The organism is Acidovorax sp. GW821-FHT10E04 (genome assembly GCF_059415185.1).
Genome location: NZ_JBWKMT010000001.1, coordinates 91,929 through 118,363, shown reverse-complemented (window position 1 = coordinate 118,363; position 26,435 = coordinate 91,929). Strand labels below are relative to the sequence as shown.

General features: G+C 66.8%; 21 protein-coding genes. 6 read left to right on the top strand and 15 right to left on the bottom strand.

All coding sequences use genetic code 11. The features are described from left to right. The first annotated feature begins 8 nt into the window (after positions 1-8). Together AC07OC_RS00510 and AC07OC_RS00505 are read left to right on the top strand one after the other, a co-directional pair. On the top strand, positions 9-1,487 hold the full coding sequence (locus AC07OC_RS00510; RefSeq protein WP_218297663.1) for a Ppx/GppA phosphatase family protein: 1,479 nt from the start codon (positions 9-11) through the stop codon (positions 1,485-1,487). Positions 1,488-1,549: 62 nt separating this feature from the next. Beyond that, complete coding sequence (locus tag AC07OC_RS00505; RefSeq protein WP_218297664.1) at positions 1,550-2,107, top strand: hypothetical protein; 558 nt, start codon at positions 1,550-1,552, stop codon at positions 2,105-2,107. Positions 2,108-2,146: 39 nt separating this feature from the next. Here the strand turns inward: AC07OC_RS00505 and AC07OC_RS00500 are convergent, their stop codons facing one another. From AC07OC_RS00500 to AC07OC_RS00480, 5 genes are read right to left on the bottom strand one after another with little or no spacing between them, the layout of a single operon-like run. Then, positions 2,147-2,611: a SixA phosphatase family protein gene (locus AC07OC_RS00500; protein WP_218297665.1), complete on the bottom strand. Its 465-nt coding sequence runs from the start codon at positions 2,609-2,611 to the stop codon at positions 2,147-2,149. After that, on the bottom strand, positions 2,608-4,794 hold the full coding sequence (ppk1, locus tag AC07OC_RS00495) for a polyphosphate kinase 1 (RefSeq protein ID WP_494600312.1): 2,187 nt from the start codon (positions 4,792-4,794) through the stop codon (positions 2,608-2,610). The genes AC07OC_RS00500 and ppk1 overlap by 4 nt, the downstream gene beginning before the upstream one ends. A 39-nt stretch (positions 4,795-4,833) precedes the next feature. After that, complete coding sequence (locus tag AC07OC_RS00490; RefSeq protein ID WP_218341600.1) at positions 4,834-5,922, bottom strand: glycosyltransferase family 4 protein; 1,089 nt, start codon at positions 5,920-5,922, stop codon at positions 4,834-4,836. Next, positions 5,919-6,788 carry a UDP-2,3-diacylglucosamine diphosphatase gene (locus AC07OC_RS00485; RefSeq protein WP_218297668.1) on the bottom strand — a complete coding sequence of 290 codons (870 nt, stop codon included), beginning with the start codon at positions 6,786-6,788 and terminating at the stop codon, positions 5,919-5,921. Before AC07OC_RS00485 ends, AC07OC_RS00490 begins: the two co-directional genes overlap by 4 nt. Further along, entirely contained in the window at positions 6,788-7,624 is an 837-nt protein-coding gene (locus AC07OC_RS00480; protein WP_218341599.1) for a GNAT family N-acetyltransferase, read from the bottom strand. Before AC07OC_RS00480 ends, AC07OC_RS00485 begins: the two co-directional genes overlap by 1 nt. A 202-nt stretch (positions 7,625-7,826) precedes the next feature. Between AC07OC_RS00480 and AC07OC_RS00475 the strand changes: the two genes are divergently transcribed. Together AC07OC_RS00475 and AC07OC_RS00470 are read left to right on the top strand one after the other, a co-directional pair. After that, complete coding sequence (locus AC07OC_RS00475) at positions 7,827-10,778, top strand: bifunctional diguanylate cyclase/phosphodiesterase (protein ID WP_218341598.1); 2,952 nt, start codon at positions 7,827-7,829, stop codon at positions 10,776-10,778. A gap of 122 nt (positions 10,779-10,900) precedes the next feature. Then, positions 10,901-13,126 carry an EAL domain-containing protein gene (locus tag AC07OC_RS00470; protein ID WP_494600311.1) on the top strand — a complete coding sequence of 742 codons (2,226 nt, stop codon included), beginning with the start codon at positions 10,901-10,903 and terminating at the stop codon, positions 13,124-13,126. Positions 13,127-13,363: 237 nt separating this feature from the next. Here the strand turns inward: AC07OC_RS00470 and AC07OC_RS00465 are convergent, their stop codons facing one another. From AC07OC_RS00465 to AC07OC_RS00440, 6 genes are all read right to left on the bottom strand, one after another. After that, complete coding sequence (locus AC07OC_RS00465; RefSeq protein WP_494600310.1) at positions 13,364-14,401, bottom strand: amino acid ABC transporter substrate-binding protein; 1,038 nt, start codon at positions 14,399-14,401, stop codon at positions 13,364-13,366. A gap of 26 nt (positions 14,402-14,427) precedes the next feature. After that, a complete protein-coding gene (locus AC07OC_RS00460) occupies positions 14,428-14,991 on the bottom strand; it encodes a GNAT family N-acetyltransferase (RefSeq protein ID WP_492807738.1) in 564 nt (187 codons plus the stop codon). 88 nt (positions 14,992-15,079) lie between these two features. Beyond that, positions 15,080-16,414 carry a phosphoglucosamine mutase gene (glmM, locus tag AC07OC_RS00455; RefSeq protein WP_218297674.1) on the bottom strand — a complete coding sequence of 445 codons (1,335 nt, stop codon included), beginning with the start codon at positions 16,412-16,414 and terminating at the stop codon, positions 15,080-15,082. A 93-nt stretch (positions 16,415-16,507) separates the two neighbouring features. Beyond that, positions 16,508-17,338 carry a dihydropteroate synthase gene (gene folP / locus AC07OC_RS00450; RefSeq protein ID WP_218341596.1) on the bottom strand — a complete coding sequence of 277 codons (831 nt, stop codon included), beginning with the start codon at positions 17,336-17,338 and terminating at the stop codon, positions 16,508-16,510. 118 nt (positions 17,339-17,456) lie between these two features. Beyond that, positions 17,457-19,376, bottom strand: coding sequence for an ATP-dependent zinc metalloprotease FtsH (gene ftsH, locus AC07OC_RS00445; RefSeq protein ID WP_218297676.1), 1,920 nt, complete (start codon positions 19,374-19,376; stop codon positions 17,457-17,459). A gap of 175 nt (positions 19,377-19,551) precedes the next feature. Continuing rightward, entirely contained in the window at positions 19,552-20,214 is a 663-nt protein-coding gene (locus tag AC07OC_RS00440) for an RlmE family RNA methyltransferase (protein ID WP_218297677.1), read from the bottom strand. A gap of 107 nt (positions 20,215-20,321) precedes the next feature. Between AC07OC_RS00440 and AC07OC_RS00435 the strand changes: the two genes are divergently transcribed. Next, positions 20,322-20,795: a YhbY family RNA-binding protein gene (locus AC07OC_RS00435; protein ID WP_218297678.1), complete on the top strand. Its 474-nt coding sequence runs from the start codon at positions 20,322-20,324 to the stop codon at positions 20,793-20,795. After that, a complete protein-coding gene (locus AC07OC_RS00430; RefSeq protein ID WP_218341595.1) occupies positions 20,795-21,583 on the top strand; it encodes a glycosyltransferase in 789 nt (262 codons plus the stop codon). Before AC07OC_RS00435 ends, AC07OC_RS00430 begins: the two co-directional genes overlap by 1 nt. 52 nt (positions 21,584-21,635) lie before the next feature. On the opposite strand, the gene AC07OC_RS00425 is transcribed toward AC07OC_RS00430, so the two are convergent. The 4 genes from AC07OC_RS00425 to AC07OC_RS00410 all read right to left on the bottom strand — a co-directional run bounded on the left by AC07OC_RS00425 (position 21,636) and on the right by AC07OC_RS00410 (position 26,429). Beyond that, entirely contained in the window at positions 21,636-22,082 is a 447-nt protein-coding gene (locus tag AC07OC_RS00425) for a DUF4149 domain-containing protein (protein ID WP_218341594.1), read from the bottom strand. 11 nt (positions 22,083-22,093) lie between these two features. Continuing rightward, positions 22,094-22,570, bottom strand: coding sequence for a transcription elongation factor GreA (gene greA / locus AC07OC_RS00420; RefSeq protein WP_218297680.1), 477 nt, complete (start codon positions 22,568-22,570; stop codon positions 22,094-22,096). Between the two features lie 180 nt (positions 22,571-22,750). Then, the gene (gene carB, locus AC07OC_RS00415; RefSeq protein ID WP_218297681.1) at positions 22,751-25,996 is read right to left on the bottom strand and encodes a carbamoyl-phosphate synthase large subunit; all 3,246 of its coding nucleotides are present in this window, start codon (positions 25,994-25,996) and stop codon (positions 22,751-22,753) included. 10 nt (positions 25,997-26,006) lie between these two features. Further along, on the bottom strand, positions 26,007-26,429 hold the full coding sequence (locus AC07OC_RS00410; RefSeq protein ID WP_218297682.1) for a hypothetical protein: 423 nt from the start codon (positions 26,427-26,429) through the stop codon (positions 26,007-26,009). Positions 26,430-26,435: the final 6 nt, after the last annotated feature.

Genomic DNA, 26,435 nt, shown 5'->3' with positions numbered 1-26,435 from the left:
AGAAATACATGCAGAACGGCACACGCCTCGCCGCGGTCGACCTCGGCTCCAATAGTTTTCGCCTTGAAATCGGGCGCTATGAGTTCGGACATATCCAGCGGGTGGAATACCTCAAGGAAACCGTGCGCCAGGGCAACGGCCTCGATGAAGACCGCAATCTGACGCGCGACGCCATGGAGCGTGGCTGGGCCTGCCTGGCACGATTCGGGGAGCGGCTGGCGGGGTTTCCCCGTGCCCAGGTCCGTGCCGTGGCGACCCAGACGCTGCGCGAGGCACGCAATCGGGACGAGTTCCTGTCACGCGGCAGCGAGGTGCTGGGCTATCCGATCGATGTGGTGTCGGGCCCGGAAGAAGCACGGCTGATCTACCAGGGGGTGGCCCGCCTGCTGCCGCAATCCGACGAGCGCCGCCTGGTCGTGGACATCGGAGGGCGTTCCACGGAGCTCATCCTGGGCCAGCAGTTCACACCCTACTCCGTGGCCTCGTACCGCGTGGGCAGCGTGGCCTGGTCGCAGCGCTACTTCGCCAACGGCGAATTCACGGCCCAGGCGTTCCTGGCCGCCGAGATCGCGGCCAAGGCCGTGCTGGACGAAGCGCTGGAAACCTTCCGCCCCGAGACCTGGGACGTGTCTTACGGCTCCTCCGGCACCGCGGGCGCCGTGGGTGACATCCTGGCCGCCGCCGGCGGCCCGCAGGGCCTCATCACGCGGGACGGGCTGGGCTGGCTGCACGAGCGCCTGCTGCGCGCCCAGTCTGCCGACCGCGTGCGCCTGGAAGGGCTGAAGGAAGAGCGACGCGCCGTCATCGGCGGGGGAATCAGCGTGCTGCGCGCCGTCTTCGACCTGCTGGACATCGAGCACATGCAGGTGGCACAGGGCGCCTTGCGCCAGGGCGCCCTCTACGACCTGCTGGACAGAGAGCAACCCGGCACCGACCTGCGTACCACCACCGTCAATGGACTCATGCAGCGGTTTGGCGTGGACATGGAGCACGCGGAACGGGTGGCGCGCACCGCGTGTGCCCTGTTCGAGCAGGCCACGCCCGGCGACAGCGAGCGAGCGTCGCGCAAGCTTGACTGGGCGGCGCGGCTGCACGAGATCGGCTGCCGCATATCCCACAGCGACTACCACCGCCACGGCGCCTACATCCTGGACAACACCGATGCCGCCGGGTTTGCCGTTCCCGAACTGCATCGCCTGGGCGTGCTGGTGCAGGGACAGCGCGGCAAGGTGCGCAAGCTCGGCGCGGACCTGCAAGATCCTGTCTTCGTGCTGCAGCTGCTGAGCCTGCGCCTGTCCGTGGCGCTGTGCCATGCGCGCCGCGATCCGGACACGGCAGGCCTCTCATTGCAAGCCGAAGGGCCGCGTTTTCTCCTGCGCGCCCGCCCCGGCTGGGCTGCGGCCTTTCCGCAGTCTGCGCACCTTCTTCGCGAGGAAGTCCAGGCCTGGCAGAAGACGCCCTGGGAACTGGTGGTTGACCTTCCCTGAGCATTGGCAATAAACTATATAAACTGTTTATACCGTTTATTTATTGACCCACTGCCTTCATCATGACCACCACCAGCGCCACACCACCCGCCCCGTCCGCCCCCGCAGTCACAGCCACAGCGCCCGCAAAACCTGCCAAGCCCTCTGCCGCGGTAGCCGCCAAATCACCCGCCAAGGCAGCGGCTCCCGCCAAGCAGGCCAGGAAAGCGGGCGCGAAGCCCGCTGCTGCCGCCCCCAAGGCGAAAGGGGCCAGCTCTAAGAAGGCTGCGGCCGCGCCCCAGCCCGCCAAAGCAAAAGCACCCACGCCGCAGGCTGCCCCGGACACCAAGGCCAAGAAGCCCAAGCTGGTGCGTGACAGCTTTACCATCCCGAAGGATGAATACGCCGTCATCGAGACACTGAAGCAGCGCTCTGCGGCGCTCGCGCAGCCCGTGAAGAAGAGCGAGCTGTTGCGCGCCGGCCTGAAGGTGCTGGCGGCGATGTCCGACAGCGCACTGCGCACCGCAGTGCAGGCCGTGCCGTCCATCAAGACGGGACGCCCCAGGGCCCAAGCGGCCGCAGCCCCCGTCGCCGCGGCCGCACCGGCCGCCAGGACCGCCGCCAAGGCCACGCGCAAGTGAGCCGGTCTGCGCCGGGGACGGCCCCTGGCGCAACCGGCATCAAACAAACTCGGGCGACTGAACGGCGATCAGCAATGTCTGGCTTTGGTCCAGCCTCTGCCGCTGCCTCAGCCACCAGACCGAGCCCTTGCGCACGGCGCATTCCGAAGCCTGCAGTCCCATCAGCTGGGCGATGGTCTGCCCCAGCATGGGCTGGTGGCCCACGATCAGCACCGTGCCCTTGGCGCGCGGCCACTGTGCGAGGTCCAGCAGTTCCTGCGGCGTCCCGCCCGGCAGCAGCTCGGCCCGCATCTTGAACTTGCGCCCCAGGGCGCTGGCCGTCTGCTCGGTGCGCCGCGAGGGGCTGGCCAGCACGCGCAGGCCCTCGGGCAGCTGCCGGTCCAGCCATGCAGCCATGCGCGCTGCCTGCTTTTCGCCCCGCGGCGTCAAGGCCCGCGCCAGGTCATCACCCCCCTCAGCGGCTTCTTCCGCCTCCGCATGTCGCCACAGGATGAGATCCATCATGCTGTCCCTTGGTCGAGTTGCTCCGGGGAAGGGGCCGGTCCGTAGCGGACCATCAGGGCGTCCTGGGCGCCCACTCCGTCCTCGGGGCGGGGTGCCCGGTCATAGCCTCCCTGCGCATTCAGCGTCCATGCGTCCCGGTCATCGTGCAGGTAGGCCACCAGGCACTCGTCAACGATCTGCTGCCGCAGGCGCGGGTCCGTCACGGGCCAGGCCAGTTCCACGCGCCGCATCATGTTGCGGTTCATCCAGTCGGCACTGGAAAGGTACAGGTCCTCGTCGCTGCCGCAGCGGAAGTAGAAGACCCGCGTGTGCTCGAGGAAGCGGCCGATCACCGAGCGCACCCGGATGTTGTCGGTCACCCCGGGCACCTGGGCCGCGAGCATGCAGGCCCCGCGCACGATGAGGTCGATGCGCGCTCCGCGCTGGGCGGCCAGAATCAGCGCGCGCATCAAGGCTTCATCGGTCAGGGCATTCATCTTGGCCACGATGCGCGCATCCTCTCCCCGGCTCGCGGCCTGCCCCACCTGCTCGATCTTCTCCAGCATGCGCCGGTGCAGATGGAACGGCGCCAGCATCAGCTTGCGCAGCTTGGGCGGGCGGTTCTGGCTCGCGAGGTGGTTGAACACCCCGTCCATGTCCGCCGTGGTTTCCTCGTCGGCAGTGAGATAGCTCAGGTCGGTATAGAGCCGTGCCGTGCGCACGTTGTAGTTGCCGGTGGACAGGTGCCCGTACCGCCGCAGCTGGCGCCCTTCCCTGCGCGTGACCAGCAGCATCTTGGCATGTGTCTTGAGCCCCACCACGCCATACACCACCTGCGCGCCAATCGACTCCAGCGCCTCCGCCCAGTTGATGTTGGCTTCCTCATCAAAGCGGGCCTTGAGTTCCACGACCGCCATGACCTCCTTGCCCCGGCGCACGGCCTCGGTCAGCAGGTCCATGAGTTCGGAATCGCCACCGGTGCGGTAGATCGTCTGCTTGATGACGAGGACGTCGGGATCGTTGACGGCCTCGCGCAGGAAGGCGAGCAGTCCGTCGAAGCTCTCGAACGGCTGGTGGATCAGCACGTCGCGCTGGCGCAGCTGCTCCATGATGGACACTCCGGCCTGCAATTGCCGTGGCCAGGCGGAATTCCAGGTCGGAAACAGCAGGGCGGGCGCATCCACCAGGTCCACCAGCTGGGTCAGGCGCACCAGGTTCACGGGCCCGGGTACCCGGTACAAGGCGGCGGGGGGCAAGGCAAACTGCGCCAGCAAAAAGTCGGACAGGAATTGCGAACATCCCGCGGACACTTCCAGCCGGACGGCCTGCCCATAGTGCCTGTGCTGCAAGCCCTGGCGCAGGGCTGTCCGCAGATTGCGCACATCCTCCTCGTCCAGCGCGAGGTCGGAATGGCGCGTCACCCGGAATTGCGAGAACTCCGTCACCTCGCGCCCCGGAAAGAGCTCGTCCAGGTGTGCCCGCACGATGCTGGAAAGGCTCACGAAAAGCGCTTCCGAGGGTGCCACGCGGGCAGGCATGCGAATCAGCCTGGGCAGGGCCCTGGGAACCTTGACGATGGCGATCTCGTTCTCTCGCCCGAATGCATCGTGCCCCTTCAGGCGCACGATGAAGTTCAGGGACTTGTTGGCCACCTGGGGAAAGGGGTGCGCGGGGTCCAGCCCCACCGGGATCAGCAGCGGCCGCACCTCGCCCACGAAATACTCGTGGACCCAGCGCTTCTGGGCGGGCGAACGCTCCCCATGCCCGACGATCCGGATGCCATGGGCGGCAAACGCAGGCACCAGGGACTCGTTGTACAGCGTGTACTGCCGGTCCACCAGCCCGTGCACCTTGGCGGCCACGGCTTCGAAGGATGCCGTCGAATAAAGGCCCTGGGTCTCGCCTTTCTGGGCCGCGGTGATGTGCGGCGCGGCACGCACTTCAAAAAACTCGTCCAGGTTGGACGACACGATGCACAGGTAGCGCAGCCGCTCCAGCAGCGGCACATCCGTTCTCACGGCCCAGTCGAACACCCGTTCGTTGAACGCGAGGATGCTGTGGTCCCTGTCCAGGAACATGTGCGGCGCCGCCGCAGTGGGCGCGGCTGCCGGTGCGTGGCCCACGCCGCCGTCGCGTGGCGCCGGCGTGGCATCGGGACTGTCACACGACAGGGCAACAGCGTCATCGGGGGGCAAGGGCAACATGGATACGCAAGCGCGGCGAGTGCAGGATGGCTGCAGTATTTAACGCCCAGATGACAAAGATGTGACAGACTCCGTGACAGTCACACGCGCCACGCCCTGTGTCCGGGCAGGAACCAGGTACTGCTCGAACAGCCGCGCGGCGTGGGCCCATGTGAAATCGAGCGCACGCGCCCGGGCGTCGGAGCGGGCAATCGCCAGCGCCTCCTGGCTTGCAGTCAGCAAATCGTCATGCAGCACGCCCCCCCGTGCCGGCTGGCCAGGATGTGCACCCAGCACTTCCATCGGCCCGTCCACGGGGAAAGCGGCCACCGGCGTTCCGCAGGCCATGGCCTCGAGCATGACCAGCCCGAAGGTTTCAGAACGGCTGGGAAACACAAAAACATCCGCCGCCGCATACACCTGTGCCAGTGCCGGGCGGTCCAGGATGCCCAGCCAGCGGACCTGCGGGTACCTGGCCTTCAGGCGCGCCTCCAGCGGGCCGACACCACACACCACCTTGGAGCCGGGCATGTCCAGCCGGAGGAAGGCCTCGATGTTCTTTTCGTACGAGATCCGTCCCACGTACAAGGCCACGGGATGGGCCAGGGCCCCCATGAGCGGGCTGGGGGTGGTGGCGCCGTGGAACGCGAAAGCCTGCGTGTCAACGCCATGGGTCCACAGGCGCAGGTTGCGAAATCCCCGGTGCTCCAGCATCTGCAGGACGCCGTGCGTCGGCACCATCACGCCCGATGACGGGCGATGGAAATGACGGAACAGCGCGTACCCCCATCCAAGCGGCACCCGCAAGGCCGCGTTCAGTATTTCCGGGAAACGGGTATGGAATGCCGTGGTGAATGCCAGGCCCTTGCGCAGGCAGTAGCGGCGCCCCGCCCAGCCCAGCGGCCCCTCGGTGGCAAGGTGGATGGCGTCGGGCTCCATCGCATCCAGCATCCCTGCCACGCGCTGCGCGGGCCGCACGGCCAGATCGATCCCTGCATAGCCAGGGCACGGGCGCGTTGCGAACTGGCCGGGATGCAGCACCTGGACCGCGTGCCCGGCGGCTTCCAGCTCCCGCACCAGCTCCAGCAGCGTGGTGACGACCCCGTTGACCTGGGGAAGCCAGGCATCTGTCAGCAAGGCGATTTTCATAGGGCAACGGCGGCCTCGGTCCGCGATGTGTCGGCGAAGGGAGAAGCGGGCCACTGGAGCAGTTCCAGCCGGCCGTCCAGGTGTTCGACCAGCGCGGTGTGGCTTTCCACCCAGTCGCCGTCATTGCAATACAGGGTTCCGCCGATCTCCCGCATCTCCGCGCGGTGGATATGGCCGCACACCACGCCGTCATGTCCCCTGCGGCGCGCCTCGGCGGCCACGGCCACTTCAAAGTCGGTCACGTAATTGAGCGCCTTCTTGACCTTGCCCTTCAGGTAGGCCGACAGCGACCAGTAGGGCAGCCCCATGCGGGCGCGCAAGGTGTTGAGGTGCCGGTTGAGCCGCAGCGTGAACTCATACAGGTTGTCCCCCAGGTAGGCCAGCCACTTGGCGCACTGGATCACTCCGTCAAAGTGGTCTCCGTGCGTGACCCACAGGCTGCGGCCGTCCGCCGTGGTGTGCACCGCCTCGGCCAGCACTTCGATGCCGCCGAACGAGTGGCCGACAAAGGCGCGTGCAAACTCGTCATGGTTGCCAGGCACGAAGACCACCCGGCATCCCTTGCGCGCGCGCCGCAGGAGCTTTTGCACGACATCGTTGTGGGCCTGGGGCCAGAACCACTTGCGGCGCAGTTGCCAGCCGTCGACGATGTCGCCCACGAGGTAGAGGTGGTCGCTGGGGTGGTGCTTGAGAAAGTCCAGCAGCGCGACTGCCTGGCACCCCGGAGTGCCCAGGTGCAAATCCGAAATGAAGACCGCGCGGTACCGGCGATGACCCGCCGCGAAGGCATGTGCGTCGTCGGCCATGTCCTCGTGGCCCACGGACGGTTCCATCCAGGGGCCCAGGGCATCGAACGCGGTGCGCATCAGGCCCCCAGGAAATGCTTGCGGTAGCGGGGGTGCAGGTCCGCCAGGCGCATCAGCATCGGCAGGTCCGCGGTGTTGAAGTCCGGGTCCCAGGCTGGAGCGCCCAGCACGCGCGCGCCCAAGCGCAGGTAGCCCTTGATGAGCGCCGGGGGCTCCACCGTGATCGAGCCGTCCAGCTGCTCGACGGGCAGCGGCAGCCGGGGAAGCACGTGGTATTCGATGGGGGCCAGGTGTGTCTTGCGCACCTGCTGCCAGATGCTCGCGGCCGCGTCGCCGCTGACGACGCCGTTGTGCAGCATGGGGATGCTGGCGCAGCCGATCATCGTGTCGAGCTGGTTGCGCACCATGAAGTCCGCCAGCGCGCTCCACAGCGCCATGATCACGCCGCCGTGGCGGTGGTCGGGGTGCACGCAGCTGCGGCCCAGCTCCACCATGCGCGGGCGCAGGGAGCGCAGCCGCGTCAGGTCGAACTCGGTGTCGCTGTAGGTGCCGCCGACGCGCCGGGCCTGTGCGGGAGTGAGCACGCGGTAAGTCCCAATGACTTGCTGGCTCTGGGCGTCGCGCACCAGCAGGTGCTCGCAATAGTCGTCGAACAGGTCCACGTCGTGGCCGGGGATGGGGGTCGTCAATCGAGCGCCCATCTCCGCCGCGAACACATCGAACCGCAACCGCTGCGCCTGGCGCACCTCATCTTCATGCCGCGCCCATGCCACCTCGATGGCCCCCCGCGCCGCCACCGGCTGCAGGGCGCCGGGCATGGCAGCCGTGCCGCGAAGCGGCCGCTGGGGAACGATTTCGGCGGACAGGGGCGGCGTCAAGGTGGGCAGCTCATTCATGGTGCAACATCTCCTTGTGTCAGGACGGGTTCGGCTGGAGGCCCCAACCATGGGCTGGGAACCGTTTTCCCTGGGCACGAGTGTGAAATTGCCGCGTGACGCCGCCATGTCGGCCGCATGTCAATCCCATGACAGCGGATCGCCGCGCAGAACCCCGCATCGGCTCCAACGGGCCTGCATAATTGGTTCAGGAAACCGCACCGTGCACGCATCCGCCCCCACCCGCTCCCGAAGCCCTCTTGCGGGCTCGCTGGTCGTGTTTGTTCTGGCGGCGGCCTGTGCCGGGGTGGTGGTGTGGGCCCTTGAGCGCCAGGAGCGCGCCCAGCACCGCACGCAGGTGACGGACATGGCGGGTGACCACGTCCAGGCGCTGCAACGCGCCATCGAGCTGGCCCTGTCGGCCAACAACACCCTGGTGGCGCTGGTGCGCCAGGGCCGGGGAGAGGTGACGCAGTTCGAGGAGATCGGCACGCAGATGCTGCCCTTCTACCCGGGCATCACGGCCATGGGCCTCTCTCCCGGGGGGGTGGTCAAACAGGTCGTGCCGCGCCAGGGCAACGAGAACTCCATCGGTTTCGACCAGCTCAACGACCCCCGGCAGGGCCCCGAATCCGCCAGGGCCCGGGAGTCGGGCCGGCTGACCCTGGCCGGCCCCATGGAGCTGGTGCAAGGCGGCCTGGGCGTGGTGGGGCGCCAGCCCGTCTACCTCGACGATGCCCAGGGGCACCGCGCCTTCTGGGGGTTCACCTACGTCACCATCCGCCTGCCCGAAGTGCTGGCCGCGGCGCGCCTGCCGCAGCTGACGCTGCGCGGCTACCACTACCGGCTGTGGCGCGTCCGGCCCGACACGGGCGAGGAACAGACCATTGCCGCATCCGACCCGCCCCCAGGCGCGGACGCGGTGGGCCGGTCGCTGACCCTGCCCAACGGGCAATGGACCCTGAGCCTGGTCCCCATCAAGGGCTGGGGCGACCCGGCCGTGCTGCTCATGCGCTGCGCGGTGGGCCTGCTGTTTGCCTTGATGATGACCTACCTGGCCCGGCTTCTTTTCGAGCTGAAGGCCCACGAGCGCGGGCTGGCCTATCAGGTGGCCCAGCGCACCTCGGAAATCCAGGCCACCCAGCAGCAGCTGCACGCCACCATCGACGCCATCCCGGACCCTCTCTTCGAACTCGACCAGGACGGGTTCTATTGCAGCGTGCACAGCCAGCGCGCCGAATTGCTCATGGGCCCCGCCGAAACGCTGGTGGGACGCAACGTGACCGAGGTGCTGCCAGCGCTGGCGGCCCTGTCGGTGCTGGACGTGCTGAGCGATGCCCAGGCGCAGGGCTGGTCCTCCGGGCGGCAGATCATGCTCGACCTGCCCGGGGTGGGCACCACGTGGTTTGAGCTGTCCGCCGCGCGCAAGGCCACGTCCGCGGGCGCGAAGCCACGGTTCATCCTGCTGTCGCGCGACATCACGGAGCGCAAGCGGTCCCAGGAGCAACTGCAGCTGACCGCCCAGGTGTTCGACCAGAGCAGCGAAGCCATCGTGATCGCCGACGCGGCCCATACGATCGTGCGCATCAACCGGGCTTTCACGCGGATCACGGGGTACACGGAAACCGAAGCCGTGGGGCAGTCCGTGCGCCTGCTCACGGTCGCCCGGCCGGCAGACAACGCCAGCGCCGACGCCGTGTACGCACGGCTGTCCCAGGACGGCCACTGGGAGGGCGAGGCCTGCGGCCGCCGCAAGGATGGGTCCACCTACCCCCAGTGGCTGTCGGTCAGCAGCGTGCGCGATGGCAATGGCGTCGCCACGCACTCCATCACGCTGTTTCGCGACATCACGCAGCAGCGCGAGGCCCAGGACCGCATCCAGCGCCTGGCGCATTTCGACCCGCTCACGAACCTTCCCAACCGCGCGCTGCTGGCCGAGCGCGCGCAGCACCTCATTGCCAACGAGCAGGCGCGAGGCGGCACCCTGGCCATGCTGTTCCTGGACCTGGACCACTTCAAGAACGTCAACGATTCGCTGGGCCACCGCATTGGAGACATCCTGCTCGTGGCGGTGGCGCAGCGCCTTCAGTCCCTGCTGCGGCCTCAGGACACCGTCTCGCGCCTGGGGGGCGATGAATTTCTGCTGCTGCTGCCCGCCACCTCGGCACCCTCCGCGGCCGACATGGCAACCCGGCTGCTCGCGGCCATCGCCCAGCCGTTTCAGGTGGACCCGTACGAACTCACCACCACCTTGTCGGTGGGCATCGCGATGTATCCCGCCGATGGCGACTCGTTCGACACGCTGTACCAGCGGGCCGATGCCGCCATGTACCGTGCCAAGCAGAACGGGCGCAACCGGTACGGCTTCTTCACCGCCGACCTCGAGGCGCGCACGGCGCGCGCCCTGCTGATCGAGAACGCCCTGCGCCGCGCGCTGGAGCGCAACCAGTTCGAACTGCACTACCAGCCCCAGGTCTCGCTCACCGCGCGCCAGGTGGTGGGGGCCGAGGCACTGCTGCGCTGGCGCCATCCCGAGCTGGGCATGGTGTCGCCGGCCGAGTTCATTCCGGTGGCCGAAAGCAGCGGCATGATCGTGGCGATCGGGGAATGGGTGATCCACACCGCGGTGAAGGACGCCAAACGCTGGCTGGATCTGCAGCTGCCCTTGCGGGCGGTGTCCGTGAACGTCTCCGCCGTCCAGTTCAGGCATCCCCAGCTGCCCGAGATGGTCACGCGCTGCCTGGAACAGGCAGGCCTGCCCGCGCGCCGGCTGGAGCTGGAGCTGACCGAGGGCGCCGCGGTGGACGACCCCGCCGCCGCGCTCGCCATGATGGACCAGCTTCACGACCGCGGCGTGCGCCTGTCCATGGACGACTTCGGCACCGGATATTCCTCGTTGAGCTACCTCAAGCGGTTCCAGATCTACAAGCTCAAGATCGACCAGTCGTTCGTGCGCGATCTGGAAGACGATGCCAATGACCGGGCCATCGTGAGCGCCATCATCCGCATGGCGCAGGCCCTGGGCATGCAGACCACGGCGGAGGGGGTGGAAACCGACGGCCAGGTCGAGTTCCTGCAGGCCCAGGGCTGCGACGAGGGCCAGGGGTTCTACTTCAGCCGCCCCCTGCCCGCGCCGGAGTTCGAGGCGTACCTGCGCGCTCAGCGGGACCACTGAAGCCGCCCCGACCCTGCACGGGAAAGGGCCGGACGCCCCGCCGAAAGGCTTGTAAGGGAGCGCTGCTACACTTTGGTACAAATTACCAAGGCCGCCTGGCCCTCCCGCCCGTACCGGTTTCCATGTCTGCGCCGTACAGCTCTCCAGAATTGCAGCGTCCTGGAGTTGCCACCGACACCCCCCTGCAACGCGCGCTGCGCGAACAGCAAACCCTGCTCGACAGTGCGGGCGTGGGCATTGTTTTCCTGCGCCAGCGCAGCGTGGTGCGCTGCAACCAGCGGTACGCCGAGATCTTCGGCTACGCCAGCGCCGAAGGGCTGGTGGGCCTCAACACCGAGGCGTTCTACCCTTCGCGCGATGCCTTTCGCGATCTGGGCCGCACCGCCTACCCGGTGCTCGCCCAGGGCCAGGCCTTCCGCGTGGAGCGCCAATTGCGCCGGCGCGACGGCTCCTTGTTCTGGGGCAGCCTGACGGGGCGGCTCATCAATCCGCACGACACGACCGAAGGCTCCATCTGGATCCTGGACGATATCGACGAGCAACGGCGCGCGCAGGCCGCGCTGGGCGCCGCGGTCCGCGAAAAACAGCTGCTGTTCGACAGCGCCATGGTGGGCATCGTGTTCCTGCGCGACCGGCGCCTGACCCGGTGCAACCACCACTTCGAGCAGATGCTGGGCTACCAGCCGGGGGAACTGGCGGGCAGCCCGTCGCGCCGCTGGTATGCCAGCGACGCCGCGTGGGAAGAAGTCGGCCGCCGGTGCTATCCGCAGCTGGCCGCCGGCCATTCGTACGAAGGCGAGCTGGAACTGTGCCGCAAGGACGGCACCCCCGTGATCTGCGAGGTGCGCAGCAAATCCATAGATCCCGCCGATCCATCGCAAGGCTCCATCTGGATCACCATGGACATCACGGAGCGAAAGCAGGCACAGGCCGTCCTGGCCAGCACGCACGAGGACCTGGAACGGCAGGTGCAGGACCGCACCCGCGAACTGCGCGAGACCGTAGACAACCTGCACCGCGAGATCAACGACCGCAAGGCCGACCAGGAGCGCATCTACTGGCTCGCCCACTATGATGCCCTCACGGGCCTGCCCAACCGAGCCCTGCTGTCCGAGCGCGCGCAGCAGGCCATCCGCGTGGCCCAGGAGGGCAACATGCCCCTGGCCCTGATCTTCCTGGACCTGGATCACTTCAAGCACGTGAACGACTCGCTGGGCCACCGGGTGGGCGATGCGCTGCTGGTGGAGATCGCCAAGCGGCTGCGCGCCGTGGTGCGCGACAAGGACACGGTGTCGCGCCTGGGTGGCGACGAGTTCATCCTGCTGCTGCCCGGCGCCAATGCGCACGGCGCGGCCCGCGTGGCCGGCAAGCTGCAGGAGGCCTCGCGCCAGCACTACCAGATCGACCACCATGAACTGACCATGGCCCCGTCCATGGGCATCGCGCTGTTCCCCCAGGACGGCAAGGACTTCGACACCCTGACGCAGTCGGCCGACGTGGCCATGTACCGCGCCAAGCTCGACGGGCGCAACACATTCAAGTTCTTCACCCCGGAAATGCAGGCGCAGTCGGTGCGCGCGCTGCAGCTCGAAAACGCCCTGCGCCGGGCGCTGGAGCGCAACCAGTTCCACTTGCACTACCAGCCGCAGATGAGCCTGACCACCGGGGCCGTGCGCAGCGTGGAAGCCCTGCTGCGCTGGCAGCACCCGCAGCTCGGTGGGGTGTCGCCCGCCGAATTCATTCCCATTGCAGAAGACAGCGGGCAGATCCTGCAGATCGGCGAATGGGTGCTGCGCACCGCGCTCTCGCAGCTCAAGACCTGGCGGGCCTGCGGGTTCCCGGGCCTGACGATGGCCGTGAACCTCTCGGCCATCCAGTTCCGCCAGCCCCAACTGCCCGAACTGGTAAGCCGCATGCTGGCCGAATTCGACCTGCCGCCGGATTGCCTGGAGCTGGAGCTGACCGAAGGCGTGGCCGTGGACGACCCGCATGCCGCGGTGGCCACCATGGACCAGCTGCACGCGCGCGGCGTGCGCATGTCGATGGATGACTTCGGCACCGGCTATTCATCGCTGAGCCAGCTCAAGCGATTTCAGATCTTCAAGCTCAAGATCGACCAGTCGTTCGTGCGCGACCTGGGCAACGACAACAACGACCGCGCCATCGTGAGCGCCATCATCCGCATGGCGCAGGCGCTGGGCATGCGCACCACGGCCGAAGGCGTGGAGACCGAAGGCCAGCTGACCTTCCTGCGCGAGCAGGGGTGCGACGAGGCGCAGGGCTACCACTTCAGCATGCCGCTGTCGGCACCGGAGCTGGAAGCCTTCATGCGGCGGCAGCTGCATTGAGCCGGCCGGCCGGCAGCACGATCGTGCCGCGGCCCGGACCCGCCGGACCGGCTCTCACAGACCCGCCCGGGCAACAGGCCTCCACACGGGGAAATTTTGAATAAAATCAGCCCCTGACGCTTTATGGACAAGCGCGAGCAGCTATAAATATAATAGCAAATGCACTGTATTGCATTGCACTGCCGCGATGCCCGAGCTGTCGTCCGCACCGCGCGAGCAGATCCCTCCAGGCAACGCTCAGCGGATCGGAAAGGCGTACATCAGGCCCTGCCTGTTCCACAGGTTGTTGAGGCCGCGCGGCAGCGCCAGCGCCGACTTCTGCCCGACGTTGCGCTCGAAGATCTCGCCATAGTTGCCGGTGGTCCTGACGGCGCGCAGCAGCCAGTCGCGGTCCAGGCCGAGCAGCTTTCCGGTGTCTTCCGAGGTCCCCAGCATGCGCTGCACCACCGGGTGGCTGCTGCTGGTTTTCAGCTGGTCCGCGTTGGCCTGTGTCACGCCCTGCTCTTCGGCTTCGATGAGGCCGTAGATCACCCACTTGACCACCGCGAACCACTCGTCGTCCCCCCGCCGCACCATGGGGCCCAGAGGCTCCTTGGAGATGAGCTCGGGCAGGATGGTGTGCGTTGCCGCGCCTTGCGGAACGCCGCTGCGCAGGGATGCCAGGCCCGAGGCATCGGTGGTGAACGCGGAGCAGCGCCCCGACAGGTAGGCCGACGTTGCCGCGTCCACCTTCTCGAACATCACGGGCTTGATGTCGAGGTCGTGGGCACGGGAATAGTCGGCCAGGTTCTTTTCCGTCGTGGTGCCTGACTGCACGCACACGGTCTGCCCCTTGAGCTGGCGGAGGTTCTTGATCTTGCTCCTGGCCGGCACGATGAAGCCCTGGCCGTCGTAGTAGGTCACGGCCGTCTGGTGCAGGCCCAGCGATGCGTCGCGCGCCAGCGAGAATGTGGTGTTGCGCGAAAGCACGTCCACCTCGCCGGATTGCAGCGCGGTGAAGCGCTGCGGCACGTCCAGCGGCACGTACTTGACCTTCTGGCCGTCGCCCAGCACCGCGGCCGCAAGCGCCCGGCAGATGTCGACGTCCAGGCCCGACCACCGGCCACTGGAGTCCGCGATCGCAAACCCGGCCAGCCCGGTGTTGACGCCGCACACCACCTGCCCGCGCGCCCGGATGCCGTCAAGCGTCTTGCCCGCATGGGCAGCGGGCGCCGCGAGCAACGCCGCCAATGCGGTGGCGCCCACCGCGGCGATCTGGCCCAGAGATGTCTTCATACGGTCTTGTCTCCCGGAAAAGTGATTCAGAGTACCGCGGGTGGCACAGGCCCTGCCCCGTCCAGCATCTTCTGCAGAAACTGCGCCTGTCCCATGCTGGGGTCCAGCGTGTAGGCGGCGAAGCCTTCCCGTTCGTACGCGCGCAGGGCGCTGCGGTTGCCCGAAAGCACTTCCAGCGTGAGCTTGCAGGCACCCCGCTCGCGCGCCAGCGCCTCCACCGACTGCAGCATGCGCTGGGCAATGCGGTGGCCGCGCCAGCCGGGGGCCACCACCACGTCATGCACGTTGACCAGGGGCCGGCAGGCAAAGGTCGAAAAACCCTCCAGGCAATTGACCAGCCCCACGGGCACCTCGCCGTGCGGCGCCGCGGCGTCGGCCGCCCATGCGATCACGCTGAAAGCCTGGGGCCTGCGCCGCAAGGCTTCGGGCAGGCCGCGCAGGACCTCGGCGCTGAGCGGCACGCCTCCCCCCGCCACGTCCTTCGCATAGCTGTCGAGCAGTTCAACCAACGCCCGGGCTTGGCGGGCATCGCCATAGTCCACGCGCCGGACGGTGATGGGAGTGAGAGCATCGGTGGTGGTGGAAGGCATCAGCAACGGTTCCAGGCTGGCGGCAAAGACAGCAGCGTAGCCGATCGCACGGCGCGCCCCACAGTGGCGATGGCGCGCGGCGCCACCATCAGCCGGCACGGGCCGCGTCGGCCAGCTTCTGCGCACACGCGCTGGCCTGCTGCGCATCGCGCGCCTCGACCATCACGCGCAGCAGCGGTTCGGTGCCGCTCGCGCGGATCAGCACCCGGCCCGTGGCGCCCAGCTCCTGCTCCACGGCGCGGGTGGTCTCCTCGAGGCGGCGGTTGGACTTCCAGTCCTGCCCGGGCGCCAGACGCACATTGAGCAGCACCTGGGGGTAGAGCGTGATGTCCGCCAGCAGCTGCGCCAGCGTGCGCCCGCTGCGCACGCTGGCCTGCAGCACCTGCAGCGCGCTCACCAGGCCGTCGCCGGTGGTGTGGCGGTCCAGCGCGAGCAGGTGGCCCGACCCCTCGCCGCCCAGCACCCACTGGTGCCGCGCCAGCTCTTCGAGCACATAGCGGTCGCCCACCTTGGCGCGCACAAACTTCACGCCCCGTGCCTGCAGCGCCACCTCCACCGCCATGTTGGTCATCAGGGTGCCGACGACGCCGGGCACATGCTCGTCACGGCCCATGCGGTCCGACGCCATGAGGTACAGAAGCTCGTCGCCGTTGTACAGCCGCCCGGTGGCATCCACGATCTGCAGCCGGTCGGCATCGCCATCAAGCGCGATGCCATAGTCGGCGCGGTTGGCGCGCACGGCGCGCACGAGCGCGTCAGGGTGGGTGGCGCCCACCTCGTGGTTGATGTTGAGGCCATCGGGCGAGCAGCCAATCGACAGCACCTCGGCACCGAGTTCGTGAAAGACCTTGGGCGCCACCTGGTACGCCGCGCCATGGGCCGCGTCCACCACGATCTTGAGGCCCTTGAGGGTCAGGTCCTGCGGGAACGTGCTCTTGCAGAACTCGATGTAGCGGCCCGCGGCGTCATCGAGCCGGCGCGCCTTGCCCAGGCTGGCCGAGTCGGCCCACACCGGGGGCTCTGCCAGGGCGGCTTCGACCGCCTGCTCCCAGGCGTCGGGCAATTTGGTGCCCTGGGCGCTGAAGAACTTGATGCCGTTGTCGGGGTAAGGGTTGTGGCTGGCACTGATGACAACCCCCAGGCTCGCGCGCTGGGCACGGGTCAGGTACGCGACACCCGGGGTCGGCAAGGGGCCCAGCAGCACCACGTCCACGCCGGCGGAATTGAAACCCGACTCCAGCGCACTCTCCAGCATGTAGCCTGAAATGCGGGTGTCCTTGCCGATCAGCACCGTGGGCCGGTCCTCGGCCCTGCGCAGCACGCGCCCGACGGCATGGGCCAGGCGCAAGACGAAATCCGGGGTGATCGGAGGTTGCCCGACGGTGCCACGGATACCGTCGGTTCCAAAGTATTGGCGCGTCATGTTCTGGTGTCTCCTCGTGTGAATCTCTCGTTGTCTATTAATAAGTGGATGCGGGCCGCCCGGCATGCTGCCCTCTCCTTGCAGCGCCCGGCCTCAACGCTCTCGCTGCATGGCGCTCCACACCGCCAGCGCCGACACGGTTTCTCGCACATCGTGCACGCGCACCACGGAAGCCCCGCGCTCCACGGCCAGCACGGCCGCGGCCACGCTCGGAACCATGCGCTGCTCCACCGCCAGCCCCGTCGCGGCCCCCAGGGACGACTTGCGCGACCAGCCCGCCAGGAGGGGGTAGCCCGCGCGCAACAATGCAGGCTGATGGGCCAGCAGCGCAAAATTCTGCTCCGGCGTCTTGCCGAATCCAATGCCAGGGTCCAGCACGATCCGGGTATTCTTGACCCCCAGCGCTTGCAGATCAAGCGCTGACTGCTGCAAGAACAATAGCACCTGCCGGACCACATCCCCCTGCATGGGGGCCGCTTGCATGGTCTGGGGGTCACGGTGCATGTGCATCAGGCACACGCCGCACTGCGGGTACGATGCCACAACCTGCGCCGCGCCTGGCTGGCGCAGCGCCCAGATGTCGTTGACGATGTCGGCGCCAAGGTCCAGCACCGCCCGCATGACCTCGGGCTTGTAGGTATCGACGGAGACCGGGGCACCCAGGGACACCGCGTCCCGCACCAGGGGCACCACGCGCGCGAGTTCTTCGTCCAGGGGCACCGCGGGGCTGCCGGGCCGCGTGGACTCCCCCCCGATATCCAGGATGTGCGCCCCGTCCTTGAGCAGCTGTTCACAATGCCGCAGGGCCCCCGCCGTGGAGCCATGGCGTCCGCCATCGGAAAACGAATCCGGCGTGGCGTTGACGATCCCCATGACGCGGGGCTCGGAAAGATCGATGGAAAAGCGGGAGGTCTGCCAGAGCATGGTCCTTGGGGAAAAGAGATAGGGGCGTGCCGCCGCGGGGATCAGCAAGGGGACCAAACAGACCATGAAAAACGGGGCACAAGGCCCCGTTGGAACGGCTGGAACTGCAACGGGCTCCTCAGGCTGCCGAAGGCGCGGTGTCCGTTGCCACGGCGGGCGTGCCGCCGCTGGAATTGTCGCCGCCCGAGGGAGGCGTGCGGGGCGTCCAGTCCTTGGGTGGACGAGGCTCCTTGCCAGCCATGATGTCGTCCAATTGCTCGGTATCGATGGTTTCCCATTCGAGCAGGGCCTTGGCCATGGCGTGCATCTTGTCGCTGTTCTCCTCGATCAGGCGGCGGGCGAGGTTGTACTGCTCGTCGATGATGCGGCGCACTTCCATGTCGACCTTTTCCATGGTCTGCTCGCTCATGGTCGTGGTCTTGGTGACCGAGCGGCCCAGGAACACCTCGCCTTCGTTTTCCGCATAGACCATGGGGCCCAGCGCATCCGTCATGCCGTAGCGGGTGACCATGTCGCGGGCGATGTGCGTGGCGCGCTCGAAGTCGTTGCTGGCGCCGGTGGTCATCTGGTTCATGAACACTTCCTCGGCGATGCGGCCGCCGAACAGCATGCTGATCTGGTTGAGCATGTATTCGCGGTCATAGCTGTAGCGGTCCTGTGCGGGCAGGCTCATCGTCACGCCCAGGGCACGGCCACGGGGAATGATGGTGACCTTGTGCACCGGGTCGCACTTGGGCAGCAGCTTGCCGATGAGCGCGTGGCCGGACTCGTGGTAGGCCGTGTTGCGGCGCTCTTCCTCGGGCATGACCATGCTCTTGCGCTCGGGGCCCATGAGGATCTTGTCCTTGGCCTTCTCGAAGTCCTGCATCTCCACCGTGCGCGCATTGCGGCGGGCGGCCATCAGGGCGGCTTCGTTGCACAGGTTCGCCAGGTCGGCACCGCTCATGCCGGGCGTGCCGCGCGCGATGATGCCGGGGGCCACGTCCTGGCCGATCGGGATCTTGCGCATGTGCACGTTCAGGATCTGCTCGCGGCCCCGGATGTCGGGCAGCGTCACGTAGACCTGGCGGTCGAAGCGGCCGGGGCGCAGCAGGGCCGCGTCCAGGATGTCGGGGCGGTTGGTGGCAGCCACCACGATCACGCCCAGGTTGGTCTCGAAACCGTCCATCTCGACCAACATCTGGTTCAGGGTCTGCTCGCGCTCGTCGTTGCCACCGCCCAGGCCCGCGCCACGCTGGCGGCCCACGGCGTCGATTTCATCGATGAAGATGATGCAGGGGGCGTTCTTCTTGGCGTTGTCGAACATGTCGCGCACACGGGCCGCGCCCACGCCGACGAACATTTCCACGAAATCGGAGCCCGAGATGCTGAAGAACGGCACCTTGGCTTCGCCCGCGATGGACTTGGCCAGCAGGGTCTTGCCGGTGCCCGGAGGGCCCACCAGCAGCAGGCCGCGCGGAATGCGGCCGCCCAGCTTCTGGAACTTCTGTGGGTCTTTCAGGAAGTCCACGACTTCCTTGACTTCTTCCTTGGCCTCGTCGCAACCGGCCACATCCGCGAACGTGACCTGGTTGTTGTTCTCGTCGAGCATGCGCGCCTTGCTCTTGCCGAAGCTGAAGGCGCCGCCCTTGCCGCCGCCCTGCATCTGGCGCATGAAGTACACCCACACGCCAATCAGCAGCAGCATGGGGCCCCAGCTGACCAGCAGGGTCATGAGCAGGGAGCCTTCTTCGCGGGGCTTGACGTCGAACTTGACGTTGTTGTTGATGAGATCGCCCACGAGGCCGCGGTCCAGATAGGTCGCGGTGGTGCGGATCTTTCGGTCGTCGTTGGTGACGGCCACGATCTCGGTGCCGCCCTGGCCTTCCTGGATGGTTGCGCTCTTGATGCGGTTGCTGCGGACTTCCTCGAGGAATTCCGAGTAGCCGACGTGGCCTGCGCTGGCGCCGGCACGGGTGTCAAACTGTTTGAACACCGTGAACAGCACCATGGCGATAACCAGCCACACGGCAATTTTTGAAAACCACTGATTGTTCAAGCGGGGCTCCAGTTGCAGGGAACAGAAAACGGACACACTGCCGTCATGGCACGCATGTGCGGCCCATTTTAGGTCTTTCAAGCCACCCAGCCATCCCTATTCCCCCTAGCCGCCATGGAAACAGCACGGGCTTTACGGGCGAATTTCACGGATTCATGACCTGGGGCAAGACCTTTCAGGCGGCCTTTTTGAGGCCCATTCCCACCAGGAAGGTCTCCGAAGATTTGTCGCGCGACGCCTTGGGCTTCAAGGGCTTGACCACCTTGAAGGTCTGCTTGAACAGCGTCACCAGATCGCTGTACCCGCCGCCGTGGAAGAGTTTGACCACCAGCGCACCGTCCGGTTTCAAATGGTTGCAAGCGAAATCCACCGCCAGCTCCACCAAGTGGGCGATGCGGGCCGCATCGGCCGATCCAATGCCCGAAAGATTGGGCGCCATGTCCGACACCACGACATCCACCGCGCGGCCGCCGAGCGCCTGCTCCAGGCGCTCGAGCACCTGCGCCTCGCGAAAATCGCCATTGAGGTAGGTCACCCCCTCGATGGGCTCCATGGGCAGGATGTCCAAGGCGATGATGGTGCCATTGAGCTGCCCCGCCGCCGCACCCGAGGGCGACATACGCCTGCGCAGGTACTGGCTCCATGCGCCGGGCGTGGAGCCCAGGTCCACCACCGTGTAGCCGGGCTTGATGAGGCCCAGCTGCTCGTCGATCTCCTTGAGCTTGTAGGCCGCGCGCGCGCGGTATCCCTCTTTCTGGGCCAATTTGACATAGGTGTCGTTGACGTGGTCGTTCAACCATGCCTTGTTGACCTTCTTGCTCTGGGTTTTGACTTTCATACGGCTCCATTGTCTCTCGACAATCGGCACAGCCGATTGGACACAAGGCCCATTTCGCGCGGCGACGCGAAGGCACCCCGCGGCGGGCCGCAGACATAATACGGCCCATGCCCCAAATTCAACTGACTCCCGCCGAGCGCCGGGAACAACGCGCCAATGCCCACCACCTGGACCCCGTCGTCCTGATTGGCGGCGATGGCCTGACCCCCGCCGTCAAGAAGGAGATCGACGCCGCCCTGAATGCCCACGGGCTGATCAAGGTGCGTGTTTTCAATGACGACCGCGCGGCCCGCGAGCTGATGTACCAGCAGATCACGGCCGACCTCAACGCCGCCCCCATCCAGCATATCGGCAAGCTGCTGGTGCTCTGGCGCCCTCAGCCCGTCAAGGAGCGCGTGGTCGATGAAGACCGGATGCCGGGCCCGCGCGACGTCAAGGTGCTGAAGTTCAGCAAGCGCGGCGGCCAGCGTCCCGAAATCAAGCAGCTGCGCGTGCTGGGCAACCAGCGCCTGACCTCGGGCGGCCAGATCAAGCGCGCCAAACCCAAGCAAAAGTCGATCAAGAAGCGCCAGGCAGACTGATGAGCCCCCCCGCAGTCTCTGCAGTACCTGCAGCTTCTGCAGCGCCTGCCGGCACGGCCGCCCACGCGCGCCACATCCTCTGCATGAAGTGGGGCACGAAATACGGCCCCGAATATGTCAATCGGCTGTACGCGATGGTTCGGCGGCACCTGCGTGGCGACTTCCGCTTCGTCTGCCTGACCGACGACAGCGCCGGCATCCGCAGCGAGGTGCAGTGCTTGCCCATCCCCGCGCTCGATCTGCCACCCGGCATTCCCGAGCGGGGCTGGACCAAGCTGGCCACCTTCAGCCAGGACCTGCACGGGCTCCGCGGCACGGCCCTGTTCCTGGATGTGGACGTGGTCGTCACCGGCAGCCTGGACGATTTTTTCACCCAGCCGGGCGAATTCCTGATCATCCATGACTACAAGCGCCCCTGGCGCGTCACGGGCAATTCATCGGTCTACCGGTTCGAACTGGGGGCGCACCCTGACGTGCTGGCACACTTTCGCGCCCACTTCGCAGAAATCCGCGCGCAGTTCCGCAACGAACAGGCCTACCTGTCGGACTTTCTGCACCGGCAGGGCAAGCTGCAGTACTGGCCCGCAGCGTGGTGCCCGAGCTTCAAGTACCACGGCATACCGCCCTGGCCCACCAACTACTGGCGCGCGCCGTTCGTGCCGCCCGGTGCGCGCATCGTGATCTTTCACGGGGAGTGCAATCCACCGGACGCACTCGCGGGACGGCGCAACCGCCGCTTTCGCTACATTCGCCCCGCCACCTGGGTGGCGGAACACTGGCACGAGTAGGCGGCGTCGGCGCTGGCGCTGGCGCTGGCCGAGCCGCCGCGATGCATGCGCTTCAGGCTCCGGCGGAGCCGCCCCCGGCGGGCGCCTGAGGGTCGTGGCGAAGCGTTTGCCACAGCACGGCCAACGCACAGCACCATTGCAGCGCGTACATCACTGTTCCCACGCTGTGCCACACGCGCAGATCCTGCCGCGCCACGATGCGCGGTGCCACGCCAAACTGCGTGAGCAGTGCCAGCAACATGCCGCCCAGTATGAAAACCATAGCAGCTTGCGCCCATGGGTGCTGCGCTACAGCCTGCCTGGGCCTGGAGACCAGCAGCAGCACCAGGCAGCAGGCCACCGCCACCCAGGTCTGTGCCGCAAACAGCCTGGCCGCCATGTTGCCCGCCACCGTCGGCGACGGAAGGTGGGCAAACAGCATGGGCACGACCAGAAAGCCGATGGTGGTCAGGCTTCCCCACCACAGGGCGGCCACCAGGGCAGGAAGGCGATGGAGCATGCCGCGCCTGTTCACTGGTAGCTGACCGCCACCACCTCATAGCGGCGAACGCCGCCGGGCGCCAGCACTTCGGCGGTATCGCCCTCTTCCTTGCCGATGAGCGCACGGGCGATGGGGCTGGAGATATTGATCAGGCCCTGCTTCAGGTCGGCCTCGTCCTCGCCCACGATCTGGTACTTCACGGTGTCGCCAGACTCTTCATCTTCCAGCTCGACCGTGGCGCCAAAGACCACCTTGCCGCCGCCGTCGACGGCGCTGGGATCGATGACCTGCGCGACCGAGAGCTTGCCCTCGATCTCCTGGATGCGGCCCTCGATGAAGCCCTGGCGGTCCTTGGCGGCGTCGTAGTCGGCGTTTTCGCTGAGGTCCCCCTGCGCACGCGCTTCGGCGATCGCCGTGATCACCGCGGGCCGTTCCACGGTCTTGAGGCGGTGCAACTCTTCCTTGAGCTTTTCAGCGCCGCGCTTGGTAATCGGAATGGTGGCCATTCTGTCGAGTCTCCATAAGTCAAAACGGTGAAAGCGCCAAGGCACTTCCACCGGTCAGTCACCACGTCACGCCCGGGCTGTGCCGGACTTCGTGAATGGCAAGTCTACAAAAGGAAACCGCCGCACGTTGCCGCGCGGCGGTGTCTGGTCAGGCGAAGATTATGCCGCTTTTGCCGGGGCTCAGGCCACCAGCTGGGCGTGCAGCTCCTGCACCGAGTACACGTCGAGCTTGTCCAGGTACTTCATGCCCTCCACGGCTGCCTCGGCGCCGAAGATGGTCGTGAAGGTGGTCACGCGGGCCAGCAGCGACGAGGTGCGAATCGCGCGCGAGTCTGCAATCGCGTTGCGGCGCTCTTCCACCGTGTTGATGACCATGACGATCTCGTTGTTCTTGATCATGTCCACGATGTGCGGACGGCCTTCCGTGACCTTGTTGACCACCACCACCGGGACGCCCGCCTCGGCAATGGCTGCAGCGGTGCCTTTGGTCGCCACCAGGTCAAAGCCCAGCGCCACCAGCTGGCGGGCAATGTCCACCGCGCGGGGCTTGTCATTGTTCTTCACGGTGAGGAACACCTTGCCCGACGTCGGCAGCTTGGTGCCCGCGCCCAACTGGCTCTTCACGAAGGCTTCGCCGAAGGTCTTGCCCACGCCCATCACCTCGCCGGTGGACTTCATCTCGGGGCCGAGGATGGTGTCCACGCCGGGGAACTTGACGAACGGGAACACGGCCTCCTTCACGCTGAAGTAGGGCGGCGTCACCTCCTTGGTGATGCCCTGCGAGGCCAGCGTCTGGCCGGCCATGCAGCGCGCGGCCACCTTGGCCAGCTGGATGCCCGTGGCCTTGGAGACGAACGGCACGGTGCGCGAGGCGCGGGGGTTCACTTCCAGCACGTAGATCACGTCCTTGCCGTCCACTTCCTGGATGGCGAACTGCACGTTCATCAGGCCCACCACGTTCAGGCCTTCGGCCATGGCCGCGGACTGGCGCTTGAGTTCATCGACCGTGGCCTGCTTGAGGTAGTACGGCGGCAGCGAACAGGCGGAGTCGCCCGAGTGCACACCGGCTTGTTCGATGTGCTCCATCACGCCACCGATGAAGGTCTTGCCCTCGGGGTCGCGCAGGCAGTCCACGTCGCACTCGATGGCATCGTTCAGGAAGCGGTCCAGCAGCACGGGCGAGTCGTTGCTCACCTTCACGGCCTCGCGCATGTAGCGCTCCAGGTCGCGCTGCTCGTGCACGATTTCCATCGCACGGCCGCCCAGCACGTAGCTGGGGCGCACCACCAGCGGGTAGCCCAGGGCGGCGGCCTTTTCCAGCGCCTCGGCCTCGGTGCGGGCCGTGGCATTGGGGGGCTGGCGCAGCCCCAGGTCGTGCAGCAGCTTCTGGAAGCGCTCACGATCCTCGGCGGCATCGATCATGTCGGGGCTGGTGCCGATGATGGGCACGCCCTCTGCTTCGAGGCCCAGCGCCAGCTTGAGCGGCGTCTGGCCGCCGTACTGCACGATCACGCCAGTGGGCTTTTCCTTGTCCACGATTTCGAGCACGTCTTCGAGCGTGAGGGGCTCGAAGTACAGGCGGTCCGAGGTGTCGTAGTCCGTGGACACGGTTTCGGGGTTGCAGTTGACCATGATGGTCTCGTAGCCGTCCTCGCGCATGGCCAGCGCGGCGTGCACGCAGCAGTAGTCGAACTCGATGCCCTGGCCGATGCGGTTGGGGCCGCCACCGAGCACCATGATCTTCTTGTTGTTGGTCGGCTCGGCCTCGCACTCGTCCTCGTAGGTCGAGTACATGTAGGCGGTGTTGGTCGCGAATTCGGCGGCGCAGGTGTCCACGCGCTTGTACACCGGGCGCACGTTCAGCGCGCGGCGGGCTTCGCGCACGGCTTTTTCCGTCGTCTTGAGCAGCTTGGCCAGGCGGCGGTCCGAGAAGCCCTTCTTCTTGAGCGAGCGCAGCGTGCCGGCATCCAGGCTGGCCAGTGCCGCATCGCCCTTGTCCACGGCCAGCTGGTCCAGCTCCAGTTCGATCTTCACGATCTCTTCGATCTGCACCAGGAACCACTTGTCGATCTTGGTGAGGTCGTACACCTCGTCCACGGAGAGGCCCATGGCGAACGCATCGCCCACGTACCAGATGCGCTCGGGGCCGGGCTCGCCCAGCTCCTTTTCGAGCACCTCACGGTCCTGGGTCTTCTCGTTCATGCCGTCCACGCCCACTTCCAGGCCGCGCAGGGCCTTCTGGAAGGATTCCTGGAAGGTGCGGCCCATGGCCATGACCTCGCCCACCGACTTCATCTGCGTGGTCAGGCGGCTGTCGGCCGTGGGGAATTTCTCGAACGCGAAACGCGGGATCTTGGTGACCACGTAGTCGATGGAGGGCTCGAACGACGCGGGTGTGGCGCCGCCGGTGATCTCGTTCTTGAGCTCGTCGAGCGTGTAGCCCACGGCCAGCTTGGCGGCGACCTTGGCGATCGGGAAGCCGGTGGCCTTGGAGGCCAGCGCCGACGAACGCGACACGCGGGGGTTCATCTCGATGACGATCATGCGGCCGTCCTTCGGGTTCACCGAGAACTGCACGTTGGAGCCGCCCGTGTCCACGCCGATCTCGCGCAGCACCGCCAGGCTGGCGTTGCGCATGATCTGGTATTCCTTGTCGGTCAGCGTCTGCGCGGGGGCCACGGTGATCGAGTCGCCCGTGTGCACGCCCATGGGGTCGAGGTTCTCGATGGAGCAGATGATGATGCAGTTGTCCGCCTTGTCGCGGACCACTTCCATCTCGTACTCCTTCCAGCCGAGCAGCGACTCCTCGATCAGCAGCTCGTTGGTGGGCGAGGCTTCCAGGCCGCGCTTGCAGATGGTCTCGAACTCTTCGGGGTTGTAGGCAATGCCGCCGCCCGTGCCACCGAGCGTGAAGCTGGGGCGGATCACGGTGGGGAAGCCCACGCTCTTCTGGACGGCCCAGGCTTCGTCCATGCTGTGGGCGATCCCTGAGCGCGCGGAGCCCAGACCGATCTTGGTCATGGCATCCTTGAACTTCAGGCGGTCCTCGGCCTTGTCGATGGCTTCGGGCGTGGCGCCGATCAGTTCGACCTTGTACTTGTCGAGCACGCCGTTGTGCCACAGGTCCAGTGCGCAGTTGAGCGCGGTCTGGCCGCCCATGGTGGGCAGGATGGCGTCGGGGCGCTCCTTGGCGATGATCTTCTCGACCGTCTGCCAGGTGATGGGCTCGATGTAGGTCACGTCGGCCGTGGCCGGGTCGGTCATGATCGTCGCGGGGTTGCTGTTGATCAGGATGACCTTGTAGCCTTCCTCGCGCAGGGCCTTGCAGGCCTGCACGCCGGAGTAGTCGAACTCGCAGGCCTGGCCGATGATGATCGGGCCGGCGCCGATGATGAGAATGCTTTTGATGTCTGTGCGTTTTGGCATGGTGCGTCGATCAGTCGATCGTGGGTTCGGCTGCCTGGGGGCTGGGGGTCGGGGCAGAGGCTGCTGCGTCCGATGGCGGGCGCCGCTCGGTCAACTTGGCAAGCAGCGCCTGGGCCCGTTCGGGAGGAAGGTTCTTCTGCATCAGCTGCAGCAGGCCGTCGCCCTGGATCAGCGGGCGCAGGACCTCTTCTTCCGCGTCATAAAACGTCACTTCCCATTCCTGCAGCAGTTCTGCGAAGGCGGCATCGTCCAGGGTCTTGCCCTTGGCCACCAGCGTGACGAGGGGCATGGCCTTGTTCTCGACAAACGCCTTCTTGTAGGGCTTTTGCGCCCAGCGTTCCGTGAACCACTCGCGGTGGGGCGAAGGCAGGGTCAGGACACGCTTGTGGATCGCCTTTTCCAGCGATGCGAGGGGAAAGCTGAACAGTTTCATGGGGCT